The following is a 21,077-nucleotide window of genomic DNA, read 5'->3' on the forward strand; positions in this document are numbered from 1 at the left end:
CGCCGCTGGCCGCCGGGGTGCCGCGCCGTGTTCGCAGGTCGTAAAATCGCCCCGCTTTCCGCCGCTTTTTGAGCATCGACTCCTACGTTGGTGTGCGAATACGAGCGGCAATCGGCGGAAGGATCGTGCGGACAAATGGCGACGATGCAGACAGCGGCACAGTCAACGGAAACGGAAACGAAAGCGGAATCAGCCACGCGGGCGGCGACGGCCACGCAGGAGACGAAACCGCAGGCGACGGCCACGCAGGAGACGAAACCGCAGGCGACGGCCACGCAGGCAACGACCACACAGGCAACCGCGACGCAGGCAGCGGAACCGCAGACGGCGACCGGCGGCCCGTTCTCGACGGCGACGATGAACGACGGCTTTGTCAGGATCGCGACAGCGTCGCCGATGTCGCGGGTGGCGAACCCGCCACGTAACGCGCGGCTGATGCTGGAGACATTGCGCCGCGCGGCCGGCGACGGCGCGAACATCGTCGCGTTTCCGGAGATGGCGATGACGTCGTACATTGCCGACGACCTGCTCTACCAGCCGCTGCTGCTCGAGTCGGCCGAACGGTCGCTGGCGTGGCTCGCCGGCGAGACGGCCGATCTCGACGTGCTGTTCTCGGTCGGCCTGCCGCTGTCGGTCAACGGCAAGACTTACAACACGCTCGCCGTCTGCCACCGCGGACGGATTCTCGGCATCGTGCCGAAGACGTTCATCCCGACGTACGGCGTCGACTTCGAGGGCCGCTGGTTCCAGTCCGGCCCGGCCGCCGTCTGCCCGGTCGACGTCGCCGGCCAGCGCGGCGTGCCGTTCGGTTCGCACCAGGTCTTCCGTTGCGCCGGCGAGCCGGCGCTGACGGTCGGCTACGAAATCTGCGAGGACATCTGGTCGCCGGAGCCGCCGTCGATCAGGCTCGCGCTGGCCGGCGCGACGGTGCTCGTCAACGGTTCGGCGTCGAACGCGAGCCTCGACAAGGACATCTATCGCCGCGGCCTGATTTCCGGCCAGTCGGCGCGCCTGCTCGCCAGTTACGTCTACGTGAGCTCCGGCCAGGCGGACTCGACCGGCGACGTCACCGTCGGCGGCCAGGAACTCATCTGCGACAACGGCACGATCCTCGCCGAATCGAAGCCGTTCGGCGCCGGCTACGCGATCGCCGACGTCGACGTCGAGTCGCTCGTCGGCGCGCGCCGCGGCATGTCGTCGTTCCACGTCGCCGGCACGCCGGAAGACGCCGGCTATCACGTCGTCGACTTCGACATGACGATCGGCGGCGCGGCCGGCAATTCGAACGATTCGGACGATTCTTCCGGCACCGGCGATTCGCGCGGCTCGGACAATTCGCGCGGCTCGGACGATTCGCACGCCACTGCCCCGGCCCGCGGCGCCGGCCTCGTCAGGCCGGTCTCGCGCACGCCGTTCGTGCCGCCGGTCACCGGCGATCCGACCGGCGTGACCGGCAGCGTGACAGTGCGCGCCGACGTGTGCGACCTCGCGTTCCAGATGCAGGTGCACGGTCTGCTCGCCCGCATCCGCAACCAGAAGGTGGACCATATTGTCGTCGACGGCGCCGGCCACGACTCGTACCTGCCCGGCATCGCGCTCGCAGTGCTGGCGACGGTCAGGGCCGCCGCGCTCGCCGGCCTCGACGCCGACGCCGTCACGGTGCTCGCCCCGCCCGAACCGCCGGCTCCGGCCGACTCGGTCGACACCGACGCCGCCAAGTTCCTCGCGAGCTTCTCGCACGCCCTCGGCTGCGGCTTCAGGGAGCTGCCGAAGCCGGGCCATGGCCCGATGCCACACGGTGGCCACCACGGGGCCCGGGACGCCGGCGCGCCAAAGCCGCCGACGTGCCCGGCGCACGGCGCGGCTCCGCATGGCGGTCACGGTCCGGACCACGGCCCGGGCCACGGTCCCGGCCACGGGCCGTTCGACGGCACCCATCCGCTCGTCGTGTTGCCGGCCGACATGACGAAGCTCGCGTTCGGCATCCCGACGCCGCATCCGCCGCTGCCGAACGAATTCGCGTACATGGTCAACAGCCAGATGGCGCGCACGCTCGTCGGCCCGGTCGTCCAGCGGCTCGCCGTCACCGACGGCAACCACACGGTCCGCGTGCTGCTCGAGTCGCTCGACTGCACGGCCGGCATGCTCGAGATTCCCGACGACGGCAACGCCATGGCGGACGGATCGTTCACGCTGATGCCGGTCGAAGTCGCCGACTTCTTCGTCGACGGGATGTTGCGCGGCCACTACCGGCCACGCAAGACGCTGCGGCTCGCGCGGGCGGCGTTCGGCGATGACTACGACGCCGGCCAGCTGCGCGACTGGCTCGGACTGTTCCTGCGCCGCTACTTCGCCACGCAGTTCCGCCGCTCGAGCCTGCCCGACGGTCCGCGCCTCGCGTCCGCCGGCCTCGACCTCTCCTCCGGCAACATGTTCCCGCCCTTCGCCGACCCCTCCCTCTGGCTCGCCGACCTGCAGTAGTCCGTTCGTGTCGCAAGCCCGGGCCGCAGTCCGGACTTGCGACACGAACAGTAATCAAAAATCTACCGGCGCGGATCCGCGACCCCGGTTTCTTCCCGGACTTCGGCCCAGTCGATGCGGTGGTCGCGGAAGTAATGCTCGTAGTCGCGCTCGTCGACATTGCGCAGCACATGTGCCGGCGTGCCGACGGCGACGACGTTGTCCGGCAGGTCCTTCGTAACGACGGAGCCGGCGCCGACGACGACATTGTCGCCGATCGTCACGCCCGGCAGCACCGTCACGCCGGCGCCGAGCCAGCAGTTGCGGCCGATGCGGATCGGCGCGTTGTACTGGTAGCCCTTCGCCCGCAGTTCCGGCGCGATCGGGTGGCCGGCCGTCGCCAGCGTGACGTTCGGTCCGATCATCGTCGAGTCGCCGACGTAAATGTGCGTGTCGTCGACGCAGGTGAGGTTGAAGTTCGCGTAGACGCCGGCGCCGAAGTGCACGTGCGCGCCGCCGAAGTTCGCGTGGAACGGCGGCTCGATGTAGCAGCCGTCGCCGATGTCCGCGAACATCTCGCGCAGCAGCGCCGTCCGCAGCTCGCCCTGCGACGGCCTCGTGGCGTTGAAATCGTACAGTTTCTCGAGGCACTGCACCTGTCGCTCGACGATCGCCTCGTCACCCGGCAAGTACAGTTCCTCCGTATGCATCTTGTCCTGCTGCGCCTTCACCGCCGCCTCGCTTTCTCCGTAACGATTCCCGCTCGACATCGAGCGCCACGGAGACAGTCTACGCGCGCCGTGCCGACTAGTCCCGGATTGCGCGGACGAGCGGGATGCCGCGGTAGTGGGCGGTGGTTTCGGTGGTGACGTCGCCGGTGACGAGGTCGGTGCGCGTCAGCGTGCCGGTGCGCTCGTCCCATTCGAGGACGTGGCCGGTCAGGCAGCCGTCGTCGCCAACGTCCTCGACGGTCACGACGTCGCCGTCGAGCAGCGTCTGCGCGTCGTCGACGTCGTTCCATGCCGCCTCCCACGCATCGTATTCGGCGTCGAAGCCGGCGTACGGTTCCGCGCCTCCGCACTCCCACGCTAGGTATTCCTCCGGCGTGATCGTCCGCGACGGCCGGAATTCCGCCGACAGGCCGTCGGGCAGCGCGATCGTGTAGCCGGCCTCCTTGCTGAAATCGTCGGGAGACGCCGCGAACAGCGGCTCGTCTTCGGGTTCGTCGACCAGCCGGGCAATCGGCTCGGCGGTGCTCTCGCGGACATCGGTCATCGGTGGGTCCTTTCGCTCGCGCCGGCGGGGACGGCCGGCGGCGGTATCGCATGGCTTCTGATGTCCCGCGCGGCACGTCGGGAATCGTCGTCGTTGCACGATTCCCGCCTCATCGTCTCGCGCCGGTGCGGGATGGATGACCTCAATTCTTCACGACACCCGCTTGACTTTGCTGGCCGGTCCTAATAATTGGACAGCTATTCGGCGGATTGTCGGGCGCCCTCGGCCAGCAGTTCCGGAGGCACCGGCTCGGACGGTCCGGTCATGACGGTGAAGCCACGGAACGTCGGCACGTCGAGTTCGCCGTGGCCCTCGCGCAGTCCGGCGAGTTCGTCTTCGGCGCGGACGAGCCTGCGACGGATGGATCGTCCATCGATCCCCATCAGCAGCGCGATGACTCCGATGACGACGGCGTTGAGGCCCAGCGACCACGGCGACGGCTTGTCGGCGAGCGCCCGGCACATTGTAGACAGGCCGATCAGGAAGCACACGACGCCGGCGCCACCGAGCGGATCCTGCAGGAACCTGAGCCAGCGGGCGTTGCCGACGGCCTTATGGCGGGTGACGGCGACGAGCAGCACGACGGCCTGCAGCAGACCGATCCAGCTCAGGGCCAGCGACAACCAATTCCAGACTTCGCCCATGACCGTCCTTTCGTCTTCCCCAAGCGTAGCCAATCCGCGCGGCTCCGTCGCCGCGGTTCCTGCCTGTCAAGACAGCGGGAAGCAGACGGTTTCGATGATAATCCGGCCACGGACGACGTGGGCTACAATGGCAACCAACCAACGATGGGGAAAACAGCAGAAACAAAGGAGTTTCCGATGACACGGCAGATCAACACGATTGCGAATATCGGTTCGGGCACGATGGGCCACGCGACGGCGCTGCAGTTCGCGATGGCTGGCTACGAGGTGCGGCTCGTCGAGCTCGGCGGCGCGAGTCTCGAGGCGGCGATGGCGAAGATCCTCGCCGAGGCGAACGAGCTGGCGGCCAACGGGCTGCTCGCCGGCGACGACACCGTCGAGGACGTGCTGGCGAGGATCACGACGACGACCGACTGTGCCGAGGGCGTCGCCGGCGCCGACTTCGTCATCGAGTCGATCGTCGAGAACCTCGACGTCAAGCGCGATGTCTGGAAGCGGATCGAGCAGTTCGCGCCGGAGGACGCGATCTTCGCGACGAACACGTCGGGACTGTCGCCGACGGCGATCCAGTCGGTGCTCGACCGTCCTGAGCGGTTCGTCGTCGCGCACTTCTGGAATCCGGTGCACCTGATGCCGCTCGTCGAGGTCGTGCCCGGCGAGCAGACGGCGCCGGAGACCGTCGACGCGACGTTCGCGCTGATGGAGACGATCGGCAAGAAGCCGGCGAAGCTCGAGAAGGAGTCGCTCGGGTTCGTCGGCAACCGCATCCAGCTCGCCGTCATCCGCGAGGCGCTCAACATCGTGAAGGAGGGCATCGCGTCGCCGGACACCGTCGACACCGTCGTCGAGAACTCGCTCGGCCTGCGCTGGAGCATCCTCGGCCCGATCGCATCGGCAGATCTCGGCGGCCTCGACACGTTCTACAACGTCTCGACGTACCTGTGCGCGGATCTCGACAACTCGCCGGACGCGATCGCCGCGCTCGGTGAGAAGGTGGAGGCCGGCGAGCTCGGCGCGAAGACCGGCCGCGGCTTCTACGACTGGGAAGGCAGCCGCGGCGCCGAAGTCATCGGCGAGCGCGACCGCAAGCTGATGGCGGCCCTGAAGGCGTCGCGGGAAGGCGTCGACGACTGACGCGCCGCGGTCCCTCCCCTTTTCCTCTTGATGTCACGGCCCCGGGCTTGCGGCTCGGGTTCGTGACATCAATGTGACATCGAGAAGAGGTTCGTGCGTTCCTACTCCGTCTTCAGTGTCGCCAGCGCCTCGCGCATCGTCTCGGCGCCGCGGGGGAACGACGACGGGGAGGCCAGCTCGATCGAGGCGAGCCGGGGCAGCTGGTCGGGCGACGGCAGCGTCGTCGGCGCGTCGCGCACGGCGAGCGTCAGCGACCTCGCGTAGGCCGTCAGGCTCTCCTCGTCGACGACGTCGCCGTGTTCGACGGCGCCCCAGACCGGCCTGTCGTCGCGGGAATCGTTTCCGTCGCCGCCACTCCTCCAGACGGCGTTGCCCCAGGCGAATGCGCCGGGCATCTCGTCGACGGTCTGGCGCGCCACGTCGCGCACATGCTCGACGATGAGGTTGCGGCGCGCCTGGTCGGAGAGGTGCCAGGTGTCCCACTGCTTCTTGCGGTGCGTGTAGATGAACCGCGGCACGCAGCAGACGATGCCGCCGGCCACGAAGCCGACGATGCGCACGAGGCTCGTCAGCCACAGCCCGTCGCGCTGGACGAGTTCGGTCACCATCGAGAAGAAGCTGAGCAGCGCGCCGAGGAACAGCGCGACCGAGACGATCGACAGGACGACGGCGAGGAACGGCGGCTCGCGGTACTGCTCGACGACTTCGGGGTTGCGCAGCTTGCGCAGACCGGCGTCGGTCTCGACTTTCGTGCGCGCGACGGCGAGGACGTCCTCGCGACGCGCCGGCGTGAACGCCGCCGTGTTGTTGCGCACCAGCGCCATCTGCCGTTCGGCGTCCTCGAGGTACGCCGCGAACGCCTCGCCGCTGCCGGTCTGCTCCTCCCACATCCGCAGGTTGAAGTAGGTCTGGCTGTCGAGCCTGTCGGCGGACAGCTCGTCGCCGAGCCGCGTGGACGCCAGCAGCTCGTCGGTCTTCGCCGGATCGAGCGCCTCGTCGACGGCCTTCGTCACGCAGTCGTCGATGAACGCCTCGATGTCGTCGCCGCTCGCCGCCACCGGTTCGGCACCCGCCGCCGCGTCGCCGGCGACGGTCACGTCGGCTTCCTCGTTCACTTCCGTCATCGCTGTCATCCTTACGTTCGTCTCGTCTCCCCGGCGTCGTCGCCGGCTCGCATGTCTTCCCATTCTCGCCGACTTTGTCGAAAAAACCAACCGGCGGCAAGCCGCATGCGCCTGCACGACCGCAGGAATCGGGAAAATCAACCGCAAACCCGGCAATGCCAACGAAAACCGGCTCCGACACGCCGCGGAGGGCGGTTTGCCGGACGCATGGACGCCGGTACGCTGATGCAATCCGCCGCGGACCGGCGACCGGCGCGTCGCCGGTCCGCGGACAGTCACGAGCAAGGAGGCCCGATGGCACAGTCCATCACCGATCCGGCCGTTCGCACCGGCCATCAGGAAGTCACGCTGAAATTCCGCACCGAGGGCGGTACCTGGATGTCCGACGGCGAGCTGTGCGACGTCACCGGCTTCTACGTCGAGTACACCGACAACGACATGAGCGTGTCGACGACGCTCAACTACGAGCAGGCGATCGCGTTCGGCCTGACGTTCAACATCATCGCGGAGATCCTCGAGGACGCGATGCTCGACGACGCGAAGCTCGCCGCGATGGCCGAGGGCCGCGACGTCGGTCACGACGACGTGCATGACAGCCGATGGCGCGGCCTGTTCGACGGCCTCGACCCCGACGTCTTCGACCATATGCGCGGCCGCGACCTCACCTGGGACGACGAGGGCCCCGACGACTTCCCGGAGTAGCGCCGTTCATTCGCACCGCAAACGAAAACTGCCGGAAATCGTTGAAAACCCAACGATTCCCGGCAGTCCGTTAGCCGTACCCCCTGAGAGAGTCGAACTCTCGTTGTCAGATTGAAAGTCTGGTGTCCTAACCGTTAGACGAAGGGGGCTTCGTGACAACTCGATTAATAGTACGCGAGTTGTCTCATTTCGCAAGTCTTCGGCGTGTCGCCCAGCGGCTTTCTCCTGAGGAAAGGAAACCGCCGGGCATGTCGGCGCGAGGCGGCGGAAGTTCAGGCCTTGCGATAGGTGAAGTCGTGGATCGTGCGGCCGGCGGCGAGGCCCTTCTTCTCGAAGTTCGTCAGCACGCGGCCGGCAAAACGCTCCGACTCGGCGAAGTCGGCGTGCGGCAGCGTGGCGGCCTCGTCGGCGTTGCCCTTGCCGACATGTTCGGTCGCCAGCGAGACGCTCACGCCGCCGGGCTCGCCGTTGGCGAGCTTCTCGGCGCCTTCGTTGACGAAGTCGTCGCGGCCGTCCATCACTTCGTGGACATGCAGCGCATAGTCGTCGATGTCGGTGGCGATGCGCCACACGCCGCCGTCGCGCAGCGCCGCCGCGACCGACGACGCCAGCTCCGGCTGCACGATCCTGCGCTTGTGATGGCGCATCTTCGGCCACGGATCGGGGAAATACGTCCAGACTTCGTCGATCGCGCCCGGCGCGCAGGCGGCCAGCATCTCCGGCGCGTTGACCTGCGCCACCCTGAGGTTCGCCAGGTCGCGCTTGCCGGCGAGCAGCAGCGTGTGGGCGACGCCGGGATCGTAGACTTCCAGCGCCAGGTAGTTGCGGTCGGGGTCGGCGGCCGCGGCCGCGACGACGTTCTCGCCCTGACCGGTGCCGATCTCGACGACGAGCGGCGCCCGCCGTCCCCACGCCTGTTCGACGTAGGAATCGTCCAGCAGGAAGCCGTCGGCCACCGACAGCGATCCCTCGCCGGCGGCGATCTTCAGCAGGTACCGCCCGCCGTACGTATCCCACGCGCGCTGCAGCCGGTCGTCCAGCCGCGCCGACCTGCGCACAAACGACATCACCTTGCGTCCGTACAGCGGATTGTCCGTATGCTCTTCGTGTTCCATACCTTTATTTATACAAACCGGCAACGATTCCTCCATCATGGGCCGACCGGGCCGCCTGCCGACCAGCTCTCCCCTCCCCGGATGTCGTGAACCCGGGCCGTGGCCCGGGTTCACGGCCCGGGTTCATGACATCCGGGAGGACGATTCTTGCAACACGCCGGGCGAATGACGGAAGAATCGTCTATACTCAAAATAACAAAACTTAACAAAACAGAAAAATAACGAACGGTTACCTGTCTCCTCAACGTCCCGACTAGACTGGTGACCGATTCGGTTCACGAACACCAACCAATCAACGAAGAGGAAAGGTCCATCATGACTGTTCTTGTCACCGGCGGCTGCGGCTACATTGGCGCCCACGTTGTCCACGCCCTGCACGAAGCCGGCGAAAACGTCGTCGTCGTCGACGATCTGAGCTACGGCAAGCCGACCCGCATCGAAGGCGCCCGCCTGTACGGCATGGACATCTCCAACCCGGGCGCCGCCGAGCGCCTGGCCGAGATCATGAAGGCCGAGGGTGTCGACTCGGTCATCCACTTCGCCGCCCGCAAGCAGGTCGGCGAGTCGGTCGAGAAGCCGCTGTGGTACTACCAGCAGAACATCAACGGCATGCTCAACGTGCTGACCGCCATGCGCGACGCCGACGTCAAGAAGCTCGTCTTCTCCTCCTCGGCCGCCACGTACGGCGAGCCGCCGGTCGAGGTCGTGCCGGAGGACGTCGTCCCGATGCTGCCGATCAACCCGTACGGCCAAACCAAGCTGTTCGGCGAGTGGATGGCGCGCGCCTGCGAGGAACCGTACGGCATCCGCTTCTGCGGCCTGCGCTACTTCAACGTCGCCGGCTGCGGCCCGGTCGAGCTGGAGGATCCGGCCATCCTCAACCTCATCCCGATGCTGATGAACCGCCTCAAGCAGGGCAAGGCGCCGGCCATCTTCGGCGACGACTACCCGACGCCCGACGGCACCTGCATCCGCGACTACATCCACGTCTCCGACCTCGCCGATGCCCATGTCGCCGCGCTCAAGTACCTCGACAAGGACGAGCGCAAGTACGACGTCTTCAACGTCGGCACCGGCAAGGGCACGTCGGTCCGCCAGATCGTCGACGAGCTCAAGAAGGTCACCGGCCTGCCGTTCCAGGAAGTCGTGCAGCCGCGTCGTCCCGGTGACCCGGCCCAGCTGATCGGTTGCCCGGACCGCATCAACAACGAGATGGGCTGGCACGCCCAGTACGACGTCGAGGACATCGTCGAGTCCGCCTGGAAGGCCTGGCAGGCCAACCCGGAGCACCACATCGACGTCGAGACCTGGAAGCAGGTCGACGCCTGAGTTCCTCTTCCCGAGCGCCCTGGAAGGGAGCTGTCGAGCGTTAGCGAGACTGAGGGTCGACCGCCGACGTCGCCGCAGGCGACGAGCGCGCGCTGGTACTGAAAAGTCCCGTAGAACTCAAGTTCTACGGGACTTCTTGCGTTCCAGCGCGTCCGCGTCGCTTCGCGACGACGGCCGGTCGACCCTCAGGCCGCTCCGCGGCCAGCTCCCTTCCAGGGAGCTCCTGTCTAGTCGTTCAGCTGCTGCTCGACGTAGTCGGCGATATAGGGAGCGACGTGCTCGATCTGGTCGATCGCGACCTCGAATTCCTTCATGCCGCCGTACCACGGGTCGACGAGGTCGATGTCGGATTCGTGCCCGGCGACTGGCGTGCCGAGCTCGGGGTCGAAGCTGCGGTACATGTGCACCTCGTCGCGCTTGCTGCCGGGCAGCTGGCGCATCAGCGACCACATGTGCGAGGCCGTCATCGGCAGGAACAGGTCGGTCTCGGCGATCTCCTCGCGCGTGATCCGGTGCGCGAAATGCGACGCCGGCAGTTCGTAGCCGTGCTCGCGCAGCACCTTGACGGCGCGCCGGTCGATCGGGTTGCCATACTCCTCGTCGCTGACACCGCTCGACTTGACGACGACGCGGTCGCCGAGCCCGCGCCGCTCGAACTCAGCGCGCAGGATGATCTCGCCCATCGGCGACCGGCAGATATTGCCGGTGCACACGGTCATCACGGTATACGGATGGTTCTCGGGGGTATCGCTCATGGTCTCAGCTTCCGGGTCGACGTTGCTCTTCGCAACGACAGTCTAACGACTCCTCCGGAAATCGAATCGTCCGGACGATTCTCCCGTTCCCGCTTCCCGATGTCATGAACCCGGGCCGAAAGCCCGGGTTCATGACAACAAATGCGCGCCGAATGCAGCAGACGCCTACTCTTCTTCGGACGAATCGTTCGACGAATGCTCGAGGACGAGGAAGCGGTAGCGCTTGATGTCGTCGGCGTCGGCCGGCTTCTTCCAGCCGGTCTTCTCGACGACGGTCCAGTCGCCGGATTCGAGCAGCTTCTCGACGTCCGGCGCGTAGGTGTCGGCCGGAACGGTGGAGTCGATCTGCGTCAGGAAAATCTTCGAGGCTTCCGGCATCATCTGCTGGAACAGCTGCGCGCCGCCGATGACCCAGATTTCGCTGCGGTCGAGGCCGTCGTCCGGAATGGCTTCCTGGCGCGCGATGTCGAGCGCGTCCTCGATGCTGTCGACGACGACGGCGCCCGGCGCCGTGAAGCCGTCGCGGCGGGACACGACGATGTTGTCCCTGCCCGGCAGCGGCCGGTACTTCGGATTGAGCGATTCCCACGTCTTGCGGCCCATAATGACCGGGTGGCCGACGGTCAGCTCCTTGAACCGCCGCAGATCCTCGCCCAGGTGCCACGGCATGGCACCCTGGTAGCCGATCACGCCATCGCGACCGGCACTGTCCTGGGCCTGCGCCCAGATCAGGTTGATGGAGAACGTCTTGGGGTAGTCGTCGCCCCAGTCGTCCTCGAGGAACTCGTCACGCCCGGGCACGCCGGGCTCGGGTTCGTGATAGCCACTGCGGCTACTGTCATGCTCCATTTCTTCACTCCTTGGCAGCGTTCTGCTAATTGCTATGACGGTTGTCAGTGTATTCGGTCGGCTTGACTCGCGCCTTCCGGAAAATCAGACGGCGACGGGAGCCTTGATCGTCGGGTGATACTTGTAGTCGACAATGTGGAAATCGTCGTACTGGTAGTCGAACAGGCTCGGCTCCGGATCGATCTCGAGCCTCGGCAGCGGGTACGGCTCGCGCGAGAGCTGTTCGAGGACCTGATCGACGTGGTTGTCGTAGACGTGGCAGTCGCCGCCGGTCCAGACGAACTCGCCGGGCTTCAGGCCGGCCTGCTGCGCCATCATCATCGTCAGCAGCGAATACGACGCGATGTTGAACGGCACGCCGAGGAACATGTCGCACGAGCGCTGGTACAGCTGGCAGCTAAGCTTGCCGTCGGCGACGTAGAACTGGAACAGCGCGTGGCACGGCGGCAGCGCCATGTCCTCGACTTCCGCCGGATTCCACGCCGTGACGATCATGCGGCGGCTGTCCGGATTGTGCTTGATGAGTTCCAGCACGTTGGAGATCTGGTCGATCGTGCGGTCGGGATCGTCGGCGGTCGGCGCCGGCCAGCTGCGCCACTGCACGCCGTAGACGGGGCCGAGGTCGCCGTTCTCGTCGGCCCATTCGTCCCAGATGTGGACGTTGTGGTCGAGCAGGTACTGGATGTTCGATTCGCCCTTGAGGAACCAGAGCAGTTCGTAGGCGAGGCCCTTGAAGAACACGCGCTTCGTCGTCAGCAGCGGGAAGCCGTCGGCCAGGTCGAACCGCATCTGCTGGCCGAACAGCGAGATCGTGCCGGTGCCGGTGCGGTCGTTCTTCAGCGTGCCCTCCATCAGGATCTTGCGGACAAGGTCCTCGTACGGCATCGGGATGTCGGTCGCCGGTCGCGCCGGCACTTCGCGGCGAATCTTCTCGAGATCATCGTGAGTCAGAGGCATGGTTGTCAGTATATCCCACGCCCCCGTGATTGCCTACGGGCTTGCCGAGGTTTGTCTGTGCTCACCCACCACAAGCCCGCACTTCCGGGCACAAAAATACGGGCTTGGAGAGGGTGGCGTTTGGTCACCCTCCGCAAGCCCGTACAAGGAGTCCCGCCTAGTGGCGGATCTCGACGTCCATGCGGACCGGAGTCGGCTGCTCGTAGGTGTGGGCGACGGTGCAGCCCTTCTTCACGTGGGCCTGGATGCGCTTCGACAGCTTCTCGGCGGCCTCGTCGTCGATCTTGGCGCCGTTGGCCGGATCGGTCGCGTCGACGACGATGTGCTCGTCGAACGAGACGTACGAATCGGTCTCCGGGTCGTACTTGCCGTCGACGACGATCTTCGCGCCCTCGCCGTCGCCGAGCGCGCTCTCGACGGCGAACTGGCTGGACAGCGCGCCGCAACCGGCCAAGGCCACGCGCATCAGGTCGCCCGGCGTGAACTGGCCGCGGTCGTGACCGAACTTGATGTGCGCGCCGTCCTCGCTGAACGCGTCCCAGGAGCCGTCCTTGTTCCGCTCCACCCAAATGCGCTTGTTGCCCATGACACTCTCCTTCACGTCAATGGCGGCTGAACTACACCCCCATCGTAACGTCACTGCCGAACGAATGCCCCGCTCCCCCTTCGGAGGGAGCGGGGCACTGCATTACTTGTCGACATTACTCGATTACTTGTCGTCGCCGTCCTTGGCATCGTCGCCCTTGGCGGCGTCGCCCTTGGCGGCGTCCTGGGCGTCGTCGTAGGACTGGTGCTCCGGGTCGATCTTCATCTCGACTTCGTGGACGACGTCCTCCGGGGCGGCCTCGACCGGCACCTCGTGGATGACTTCCTCGAGCGAGACGACCTTGAGCTGGCCCTCGTCCTCGGCGGCCGTCGTCTTGGCGGCTTCCTCTGCGCGGGCGGCCTCGGCCTCGACGTACTTCTTCGGCACCACGTAGACCGGCGCGACCGAGTGCTGCAGCAGGCCCTGGCTCGTCGAGTTGAGCAGCAGGCCGGCGAAGCCGCCGCGGCCGCACGAGCCGACGACGACGATGTCGTGGTCGCGGCTGGCGCGCGAGAGCACCTCGACCGGCGAGCCCGGCACCAGGGACTTGCGGATCTTCAGGTCCGGGAACTGCTCGGCGATCGGCGCGATGCGCTCGTCCTGGCTGTCCATGTACTTCTTGAGGCCGGACTGGTCGCCGGTCGTCGCGTTGGCCGGAACGGCGGAGATGACATCGAGCTCGGCGCCCCAGTTGTCGGCGAACTGCGCGGCGATCTCGAGCGCCTTGAGGCCCCACTTCGTGTCGTCGGAACCGACGGCGACCTTCGTGATGACGTTGTTGAGGTGCAGCAGGTTGCCTTCGTCGTCGGTGTACGGCACGACGACAATCGGGCAGTACGCGTAGGCCGGCAGGCTCGAGCTCGTCGTGCCGAGCAGGCGCTCGGCCAGGCCGCCCTTGCCGCGGTTGCCGATGACGATCAGGTTGTAGTTGCGCGACAGCTCGACGAAGACCGACGACGGGTCGCCGGTGACGATCAGCGTCTGCGCGTTGACGCCCTGCTCGTCGGCGATGGCCTTCGCCTTTGACAGGATTTCCTGGGCGTCGGAGTGGGCGGCGTTGTCGTCGCCCATCGCCGTGTAGGTGGCGTCGAACGAGACGGCGGCGTAGCTCGGCAGCGAGTACGCACAGACAATCTGGAGCGACATGCCCATGTGCTTGGCATAGTTCGCGGCCCACCATGTGGCCTTGTAACTTGCGTGCGATCCGTCAACCCCCACGAGAATCGTCTTGTCATTGACCATGAGAACCTCCTACTCACAAATCACTCACGCTTCATTGACGTTGGTACTAGCCACCTTACCTTGCTTTCGGGCCGTCCGTGAGCCGAATCTCCGAAATTCTCCGGCGAAACGGGCATTTCCCCCGACGATTGGCCAACGCTGGTCAAATCGTTGTATAATATACGGTTTTCATGGCTTCAATTACCGCCCGTCCAGCGTCCCGCGCCGACCCCCGCGCCACCGGTCGGCGCCGGTGGCAACCGCCGCAACGTCGCGACGGCCGGCGCGCCGGCAATAACGACGATCGGCACGATTCCTCGCTGGGAGGAATCGTGCCGATCGTATTCGAAGAAAGACTGGCGAAACGGAATGGCTCAGACGAGACGGCGGATGCTGTAGCCGCCGGCGAAGCTGGAGACGCTGCCGACCGCGTTGATCTGCGTGCCCTGCGACGGGTTCAGCGCGTTGACGACGAGGCCGTTGCCGATGTAGATGCCGGCGTGGCTGCTGTTCGCGATGATGTCGCCGGGCTGCGCCTCGGCGAGCGAGCTGACGGCGGTGCCGAGCGTCGACTGCGCGGCGGCCGAGTGAGGCAGCGAGATGCCGAACTGCGCGTAGACCCACATGACGAGGCCGGAGCAGTCCCAGCCGGACGGCGAGGCGCCGCCGGAGACGTACGGGGCGCCGACGTACTGCTGGGCGAGGGCGGCGATCGACGCGCCGGTCGCCGAGCCGGTCGACGTCGTCGTGGTCGTCGTCGTGCTCGTGGAAGTGGAGGTGGACGTCGAGTTGGACGTCGAGGTCGACGTGTCGGACACGTCGGTGCGGCTCTGGGAACGGCTCGCGGCGGCGGCCTGTTCCTCGGCCTCGGCCTGCGCGGCAGCCTCGGCCGCGGCCTTGGCGGCGGCTTCAGCTTCCTTTTCGGCCGTGGACTGGGTGTGCGGCACGTCGAGCGATTCGACGCCGCCCCAGTTGCTGTCCTCGTCGACGTCGGTCGACGTCGACTCGGCGAGCCAGTTGGCCTTGACGTCAGTGGTCTTCGGGAAGGATCGTTCGGCGACGACGGCGGTCGTGCTGCCGGAACTGTCCGACGCCGAGTCGTCGGCCATCGCCGTGGCGGCGCCGCAGCACAGCAGCGTGGCGGCAGCGGCGGTGGCGGCGATCGCCGTCAGGGTGCGTTTCGTAGTCTTCTTGGTCTTCATCGTGTTTCACCGTAGCACAGTTTTCTCGGCGTATTTGTGAAAAGTCCTTCACGAAACGGGCGTCGTCGTTGCCGTCGCTGACAACACGCCGCCGGCTCCCTCTGCCGGGAAATACTGGTAAGTTTGCTTCTTTCCTGTCTGTTGGCGTCTTCTTCGAGGTCAAACAGCCTTCATTGTAGGACGATTCCTCCCCAACGGACCGCGAAGCCCTTTCTTCACGGTTTCCCCACGCTTCTTCTCTCTTCTTTCCCGTTTCCTCCCTCCCGATGTCATGAACCCGAGCCATTGGCTCGGGTTCATGACATCGAGAAGAGAGAAGAGAGAAGCCGGACTCAGTAGTGGATGTAGCTGAATTGCGCGGCTTCGGCGGCGGTGAACGTGCGGTTCGTGATGACGCCGAGGCCCGCGACGTTCGATTCGGAGATCGTGATCGATCCGTCGTCGGCGACGCTCTCGACGACGGCGACGTGGCCGTAGGTCGTCGAGGCGCCGGCCTGGCCCGGGGCGAAGACGACGACGTCGCCTTGGTGGCGTGGCGTGTTGTCGACCCAGTAGCCGCGCGACGTCGCGGAGGCGGTCCAGTTCTGCGCATTGCCGAAGTAGGAACCCATCGGCAGGCCGAGCTGGTGGCGGCGCGTGTAGGCCCACCACGTGCACTGGCCATACGGATAGGAATTGCCGATGTCGCCGGAATCGTGGTTCGGGTTGAACGTGTCCGGGACGGCGTCGCCGTCGGCTTCCATGTACTGGGCGACGAGCGGGTTGTCGGCGATCGACGCGGACAGCGCGTCGGTGTCGGTGACGGCGTTCGAGTCGCCGAGGTTCCAGTCGCCGTCGTTGTCGGTCGCCTGGACGTTGTCGCTGGTCAGCGACGTGCGGGTCGTCGAGCGGTTGGCGGCGGACGTGCCGTCGTCGGCACGCGTAATCGTCGACGTCGTCGTCGTTTCGCCGTCGGCGACCGTCAGCGTCGTCAGGTTGTCGGAGTTCGCGAACGCGAGGCTCGTGGCGGCGGTGCCGACGAGCGCGGCGAGCGACGCCGACGTGAGCAGCGTGTTGCGGCGCTGGGCGGCGCGGGCCGCCTGGCGGATGGCGCGGCGCGTCTGCGGCGCGACCTCGTTGATCTTCTCGAGGACCGATTCGTCGAGCGTCGCGATGCCGTTGACGGCGGAGACGGCGACGGTCGGACGGGCGGCGTGGGCGCCGTGGCCGCCGCGCGAGCCGTGGCGTGCCGGACGATCCTCCACCGGGGCGTCGGCGCGCGATCCCGCGTGGGATGCCGGCGCCACGGCCATCATCGATGCGTGATGCGCCACCGGCGCGTCATTGACGGCGAACAGGGACTTCGTCAGGCCGGAAGCGCCACCACTACGGGCGCCCTTCGGGGACGCCGAAGCGCCGCCCTTGGGGGATTTGTGGGCCGCATGCCTCATACGTCAATCACTCCTCGTATACAGCTTGTTTCTTGATGCCGTCGCCGGCGGTCTTCGGTGGCCTCGGTCGGGCGTCTCTCTTCGTGCCCCGACCGGCCGCCCGTCGGCGTGCATTTCAGTCACACCTTGGCAGATTACAACACCGCCGAGTCAAAGCAACGGGACCACAGTAGCCTTCACAACTGGAAGAACCGCCGTGCATCGGCGAAATACCGGGCAACCTTCGTCGTTTTCCCAGCCTCGCCGCCGTCGCGTGGCGAATCGTTTTCTTCACAGTTTCGTGACGATTCGCACGCCAACGCCCTCGCGTGTCATCATCATCAAGCCCCGGAATCCGCCAACCGTTCCCTTCCCCGGGAATCGTGCACAGCTCCTCCATAACCGGAGTCCGCGCTTTCTGCGCATGTCGGGGGTGCCTGTACCGGCAAATGACACCTTTATATATGGTCCCGAAACGATGCGGTACGCTGTGTGCATGGCTACTATAGAGATTCCACAGCAACTGCTTCCGGGCGACGGGCGTTTCGGCGCCGGCCCGAGCAAGATCCGCGCGGCGCAGGTCGAGGCGCTGGCCGAGGCCGGAGCGACGCTGCTCGGCACGTCCCACCGCCAGGCGCCGGTCAAGGACCTCGTCGGTTCCATCCGCGAGGGCCTCGCCAATTTCTTCCACATTCCCGACGACTACGAAGTCGTGCTCGGCAACGGCGGCGCGTCGGCGTTCTGGGACATCGCCTGCGCCAACCTGATCGAGAAGACGGCCGCCGTCGGCACGTACGGATCGTTCTCGAAGAAGATGGCCGCATCGGTCGAGTCGGCGCCGTTCCTGGACGATCCGCTCGTCTTCGCCGGCGAACCGGGCACCTACCGCATTCCCGACTTCGACGAGCGGGTCGACGCGTACTGCTGGGCGCAGAACGAGACGTCTACCGGCGTCGCCGCTCCCGTCCGCCGCGTCCCCGGCTCGCAGGAAGCCGGCGCGCTGACGATCATCGACGCGACGAGCGCCGCCGGCGCGCTGCCGGTCGACGTCGCGCAGGCCGACGCCTACTACTTCTCGCCGCAGAAGGCCTTCGGCGCCGAGGGAGGACTCTGGATCGCCGTGCTGTCGCCGGCGGCGATCGAACGGTCGGCGAAGGTGAACGCCGCCGCGAAGCAGGACGATTCGATCCGCTGGATTCCGCCGTTCCTGTCGCTCGAGTCGGCGATCTCGAACTCGCGCAAGAACCAGACGCTGAACACGCCGGCGCTGTGCACGCTGATCCTGCTCGAGAACCAGGTGCGCTGGCTCAACGAGCAGGGCGGCCTCGCCTGGTCGTCGGCCCGCTGCCGCGAGTCGGCCAGCATCGTCTACGAGTGGGCCGAAGCCTCCGACTACTGCACGCCGTTCGTCACCGACCCGGCGGCCCGCTCGACGTCGGTCGTCACTGTCGATCTCGACGATGACATCAGGGATTCCGACGTCACGTCGGCGCTGCGCGCCAACGGCATCGTCGACGTCAACGGCTACCGCAAGCTTGGCCGCAACCAGCTGCGCGTCGGCGTCTTCCCGTCCGTCGATCCCGACGACGTGCGCGCGCTGACCCGCTGCATCGACTACGTCGTCGAGCGGCTGTAATCACGCGCCCAGCCGGCGGTAGTCCCAGCGGTCGAAGAATTCCCAGATCAGCAGGACAATGCCGATGACGGTGCCGCAGATGCAGATGACGAAATCGGTCTTCACGCCGTCGAATCCGCACATCAGCAGCACGCCGAAGACAACGGCGGCGATCGCCCAGACGACGGTGCCGGCGCCGAACGCCTTGCGCAGGTCCACCTGCACGGGCTTCGGCGACGGCTTGCGTTCACTCGGGTCGTAAATCGGTGCGAATTTCATGCCCACCAGCCTACCTTCCCCCCTGCCCGCCGACAATACGTCCGGCGAACCGGCGACCGGTTCCTTTCACAAGTCAGGCTTTTTCGAGTAGTCTGGGGAGGTTAATGGCCGTTGTCGTCGGAAGGAGCGCCGTGTACCCGATCCATCCGGTCCCCAAGCGCTACGCGTGGGGCTCGCACGAGCGCCTGCAGCGGATGTTCCATCTCGACGGCGACCAGTGGCACGGCCCGCTCGCGGAAATGTGGTTCAGCGGCCACGCGCAGTCGCCGTCGCCGATCGAGATTCCGGGCCATGCGCCGACGACGGTGCCGGAAGCGATTGTCCGGCAGCCCGAACACATGATCGGTCGCCGCGGCTCCGACCAGTTCGGCCCGGTGCTGCCGTTCCTGTTCAAGATCATCTCGGCCGACGAACCGCTGTCGCTGCAGGTCCATCCGGTCGATTTCCAGGCGCGCGCCGGCTTCAACGAGGAGAACGCCGCCGGCATCGCGCTCGACTCGCCGCTGCGTTCGTTCAAGGACACGAACGCGAAGAGCGAGATGGTCGTCGCGCTCGAGCCGTTTACCGCGGCTGTCGGCTTCGCGGGCCGCTCGTTCGCCGTGAAGAACCTGTCGCTGGTCGACCATCCGGTCGCCAGGAGGATGGTCGAGGCGCTCAATTCGACGAAGGACGATTCGGCCGCGTTCGCCGAAGCCGAACGGATGATGCCGGTGTCCGCCTCGGTCTGGTCGCCGACGCGCAGGCGCGTCTTCCGCGCGTTCCATGCCGCCGTCACGGCCGACCAGTGCCACTATCCCGAGCCCCACCCGCCACTGGCCGACGCACTGCGGGCCGCCCGCGCGAAGGCCACGCATGTCCGTCAGGAGATGGCGTTCGACTTCGCGATCACGGCGGAGGAATCGTTCCACGACGACCTGTCGGTCCTCGCGCTGCTGATGATGAATCCGCTGCGGCTCGAGGAAGGCGAATCGGTCTTCATTCCGACCGGCTCGCCGCACGCGTACATTCACGGCACCGGCGCCGAGATCATGACGAATTCCGACAACGTGCTGCGCGCCGGCATGACCGTCAAGCACAAGGACATTCCGCACCTGCTGCAGTGCCTCGACTGCCGGCCGGCAACGCCGATCGACCCGAGCGACGTGCGCATCGGCACGCTGCTGATGCGCGACATGGTGTTCTACAAGCCTGGCGTCAGCGAATACATGCTCGCCTACGGACACGTCGACGCCGACCACGAGCCGTGGCCGGTCATGAATTCGCTGGCGATGCGCTACGACAAGCTCGTCCAGCAGGTGTCCGGCCGCGTGCTGCTGCCGCACCTCGGCCCGCGCGTCGTGCTGTGCACGCAGGGCGCCGTCAACTGCGTCACCGAGCGCGAACAGCGCGTGCTGACGCAGGGCGAGGCCGTCTTCGTCCCGGCCGCCGACGGCTGGTCGACCGTCGACCCGGTCACCGACGGCTCCGCCGCCGCCCACGGCAGCTTCGTCATCGCCAGCACGCCGTTCTAATGCCAAGCTCCCTGGAAGGGAGCTGTCGGCGAAGCCGACTGAGGGTCGACCGCCGATGCCGCCGAAGGCGGCGAGAGCGCGCTGGAAGTCGGAAAGTCCCGTAGAACTTGTGTCCTACGGGACTTCTTGCGTTCCAGCGCGCACGCGTCGCTTCGCGACGACGTGCGGTCGACCCTCAGTCTCGCTACGCTCGGCAGCTCCCTTCCAGGGAGCTCGAGGCGGAATCAGTCGATGTCGGTGCCTTCGTCGCGGGCCGGTTCCTTGCTCGGATCGAAGCCGGAGACGATGTAGACGACGCGGCGGGAGGCGGAGACGGCGTGGTCGCCGAGGCGCTCCATGAAGCGGCCGAGCAGGACGACGTCGATGAGCTGCTGGTTCGTGCCGCTCCATTCCGGCGACTGGGCGAGCGCGAACGTGCGGCGGTGCAGCTCGTCGAGCTTGTCGTCGTCGGCGATGATCTGCTCGGCGACGTTCGTGTCGCGGTCGGCGAGCATCGTGACGAGCCGGTCGGCCGTCACGTCGAGGAAGTCCTGCATCTGCTGGAACATGTCGATCGCCTCCGGCGGCAGCGGCGACTCCGGATAGGTGCGGCGCGCCGTCTCGGCGATGTGGCGGGCGAGGTCGCCCATGCGCTCGAACGTCGCGGCCAGCCGCAGCGACGCGACGACGACGCGCAGGTCGGTCGCCACCGGATTCTGGCGGCTCAGCAGCACGACGCACTGGTCGATGACGCTGTTGGCGAGCGCATCGGTCTCGGCGTCGCCGTCGATGACGGTCTGCGCCGCGTCCAGGTCTTGCCTGGTCAGCGCCTGGCCGGCGCCGTGGATGGCGTCGCGCACGTTGCGTGCCATGTGGTCGAGATCGTCGGCGACGGCCTGCATTTCCTCGTTGAAAATTACGCGCATGGTTC

20 protein-coding genes and 1 tRNA gene are annotated in these 21,077 nt (G+C 66.7%); 6 read left to right on the forward strand and 15 right to left on the reverse strand.

Translation table 11 applies throughout. From position 1 onward, the window contains the following. The first annotated feature begins 135 nt into the window (after positions 1–135). A complete protein-coding gene (locus tag F6S87_RS02785) occupies positions 136–2,481 on the forward strand; it encodes a nitrilase-related carbon-nitrogen hydrolase (protein WP_163227111.1) in 2,346 nt (781 codons plus the stop codon). A gap of 62 nt (positions 2,482–2,543) precedes the next feature. Here F6S87_RS02785 and F6S87_RS02790 read toward each other — a convergent pair whose 3' ends face one another. The 3 genes from F6S87_RS02790 to F6S87_RS02800 all read right to left on the reverse strand — a co-directional run bounded on the left by F6S87_RS02790 (position 2,544) and on the right by F6S87_RS02800 (position 4,379). Next, positions 2,544–3,230 carry a sugar O-acetyltransferase gene (locus F6S87_RS02790; protein ID WP_163227112.1) on the reverse strand — a complete coding sequence of 229 codons (687 nt, stop codon included), beginning with the start codon at positions 3,228–3,230 and terminating at the stop codon, positions 2,544–2,546. A 37-nt stretch (positions 3,231–3,267) separates the two neighbouring features. Then, positions 3,268–3,735 (reverse strand): hypothetical protein, encoded by a 468-nt coding sequence (locus F6S87_RS02795; protein ID WP_163227113.1) that lies wholly within the window; start codon positions 3,733–3,735, stop codon positions 3,268–3,270. A 197-nt stretch (positions 3,736–3,932) separates the two neighbouring features. Next, complete coding sequence (locus F6S87_RS02800) at positions 3,933–4,379, reverse strand: hypothetical protein (RefSeq protein WP_163227114.1); 447 nt, start codon at positions 4,377–4,379, stop codon at positions 3,933–3,935. A gap of 177 nt (positions 4,380–4,556) precedes the next feature. Here F6S87_RS02800 and F6S87_RS02805 point away from each other — a divergent pair, with 177 nt between their 5' ends. Further along, complete coding sequence (locus tag F6S87_RS02805; protein WP_163227115.1) at positions 4,557–5,513, forward strand: 3-hydroxyacyl-CoA dehydrogenase family protein; 957 nt, start codon at positions 4,557–4,559, stop codon at positions 5,511–5,513. Positions 5,514–5,614: 101 nt separating this feature from the next. Here F6S87_RS02805 and F6S87_RS02810 read toward each other — a convergent pair whose 3' ends face one another. Continuing rightward, the gene (locus tag F6S87_RS02810; RefSeq protein ID WP_163227116.1) at positions 5,615–6,637 is read right to left on the reverse strand and encodes a hypothetical protein; all 1,023 of its coding nucleotides are present in this window, start codon (positions 6,635–6,637) and stop codon (positions 5,615–5,617) included. 294 nt (positions 6,638–6,931) lie between these two features. Here F6S87_RS02810 and F6S87_RS02815 point away from each other — a divergent pair, with 294 nt between their 5' ends. Next, positions 6,932–7,339 (forward strand): hypothetical protein, encoded by a 408-nt coding sequence (locus F6S87_RS02815; protein WP_163227117.1) that lies wholly within the window; start codon positions 6,932–6,934, stop codon positions 7,337–7,339. A 77-nt stretch (positions 7,340–7,416) separates the two neighbouring features. Here the strand turns inward: F6S87_RS02815 and F6S87_RS02820 are convergent. Continuing rightward, positions 7,417–7,488 (reverse strand) — tRNA-Glu (locus F6S87_RS02820). Positions 7,489–7,611: 123 nt separating this feature from the next. Next, the gene (trmB, locus tag F6S87_RS02825) at positions 7,612–8,454 is read right to left on the reverse strand and encodes a tRNA (guanosine(46)-N7)-methyltransferase TrmB (protein WP_231129311.1); all 843 of its coding nucleotides are present in this window, start codon (positions 8,452–8,454) and stop codon (positions 7,612–7,614) included. Positions 8,455–8,769: 315 nt separating this feature from the next. Here trmB and galE point away from each other — a divergent pair, with 315 nt between their 5' ends. Further along, positions 8,770–9,783, forward strand: a complete 1,014-nt coding sequence (gene galE / locus F6S87_RS02830) for a UDP-glucose 4-epimerase GalE (RefSeq protein ID WP_163227119.1) — start codon at positions 8,770–8,772, stop codon at positions 9,781–9,783. Between the two features lie 227 nt (positions 9,784–10,010). Here the strand turns inward: galE and F6S87_RS02835 are convergent, their stop codons facing one another. The 7 genes from F6S87_RS02835 to F6S87_RS02865 all read right to left on the reverse strand — a co-directional run bounded on the left by F6S87_RS02835 (position 10,011) and on the right by F6S87_RS02865 (position 16,783). Next, complete coding sequence (locus tag F6S87_RS02835; RefSeq protein WP_163227120.1) at positions 10,011–10,538, reverse strand: low molecular weight protein-tyrosine-phosphatase; 528 nt, start codon at positions 10,536–10,538, stop codon at positions 10,011–10,013. A 165-nt stretch (positions 10,539–10,703) separates the two neighbouring features. Continuing rightward, positions 10,704–11,387: a dihydrofolate reductase gene (locus F6S87_RS02840; protein WP_163227121.1), complete on the reverse strand. Its 684-nt coding sequence runs from the start codon at positions 11,385–11,387 to the stop codon at positions 10,704–10,706. A gap of 84 nt (positions 11,388–11,471) precedes the next feature. Beyond that, positions 11,472–12,272 (reverse strand): thymidylate synthase, encoded by an 801-nt coding sequence (locus tag F6S87_RS02845; protein WP_196779109.1) that lies wholly within the window; start codon positions 12,270–12,272, stop codon positions 11,472–11,474. Positions 12,273–12,501: 229 nt separating this feature from the next. Beyond that, positions 12,502–12,930, reverse strand: coding sequence for an OsmC family protein (locus F6S87_RS02850; protein ID WP_163227123.1), 429 nt, complete (start codon positions 12,928–12,930; stop codon positions 12,502–12,504). Positions 12,931–13,053: 123 nt separating this feature from the next. Beyond that, the gene (locus F6S87_RS02855) at positions 13,054–14,172 is read right to left on the reverse strand and encodes a universal stress protein (protein WP_163227124.1); all 1,119 of its coding nucleotides are present in this window, start codon (positions 14,170–14,172) and stop codon (positions 13,054–13,056) included. A 353-nt stretch (positions 14,173–14,525) separates the two neighbouring features. Further along, positions 14,526–15,353: a C40 family peptidase gene (locus F6S87_RS02860; protein ID WP_163227125.1), complete on the reverse strand. Its 828-nt coding sequence runs from the start codon at positions 15,351–15,353 to the stop codon at positions 14,526–14,528. 332 nt (positions 15,354–15,685) lie between these two features. Continuing rightward, positions 15,686–16,783, reverse strand: a complete 1,098-nt coding sequence (locus tag F6S87_RS02865) for a CHAP domain-containing protein (protein ID WP_163227126.1) — start codon at positions 16,781–16,783, stop codon at positions 15,686–15,688. A 475-nt stretch (positions 16,784–17,258) separates the two neighbouring features. Between F6S87_RS02865 and serC the strand changes: the two genes are divergently transcribed. Further along, entirely contained in the window at positions 17,259–18,398 is a 1,140-nt protein-coding gene (gene serC / locus F6S87_RS02870) for a phosphoserine transaminase (RefSeq protein ID WP_163227127.1), read from the forward strand. On the opposite strand, the gene F6S87_RS02875 is transcribed toward serC, so the two are convergent. Next, entirely contained in the window at positions 18,399–18,656 is a 258-nt protein-coding gene (locus F6S87_RS02875; RefSeq protein WP_163227128.1) for a DUF2530 domain-containing protein, read from the reverse strand. 131 nt (positions 18,657–18,787) lie between these two features. Here F6S87_RS02875 and manA point away from each other — a divergent pair, with 131 nt between their 5' ends. After that, the gene (manA, locus tag F6S87_RS02880; RefSeq protein WP_163227561.1) at positions 18,788–20,167 is read left to right on the forward strand and encodes a mannose-6-phosphate isomerase, class I; all 1,380 of its coding nucleotides are present in this window, start codon (positions 18,788–18,790) and stop codon (positions 20,165–20,167) included. A gap of 224 nt (positions 20,168–20,391) precedes the next feature. On the opposite strand, the gene phoU is transcribed toward manA, so the two are convergent. After that, positions 20,392–21,072: a phosphate signaling complex protein PhoU gene (phoU, locus tag F6S87_RS02885; RefSeq protein WP_163227129.1), complete on the reverse strand. Its 681-nt coding sequence runs from the start codon at positions 21,070–21,072 to the stop codon at positions 20,392–20,394. Between the last annotated feature and the right edge of the window lie 5 nt (positions 21,073–21,077).

The organism is Bifidobacterium choloepi (assembly GCF_010667615.1).
In the GTDB taxonomy this organism is placed as follows: domain Bacteria; phylum Actinomycetota; class Actinomycetes; order Actinomycetales; family Bifidobacteriaceae; genus Bifidobacterium; species Bifidobacterium choloepi.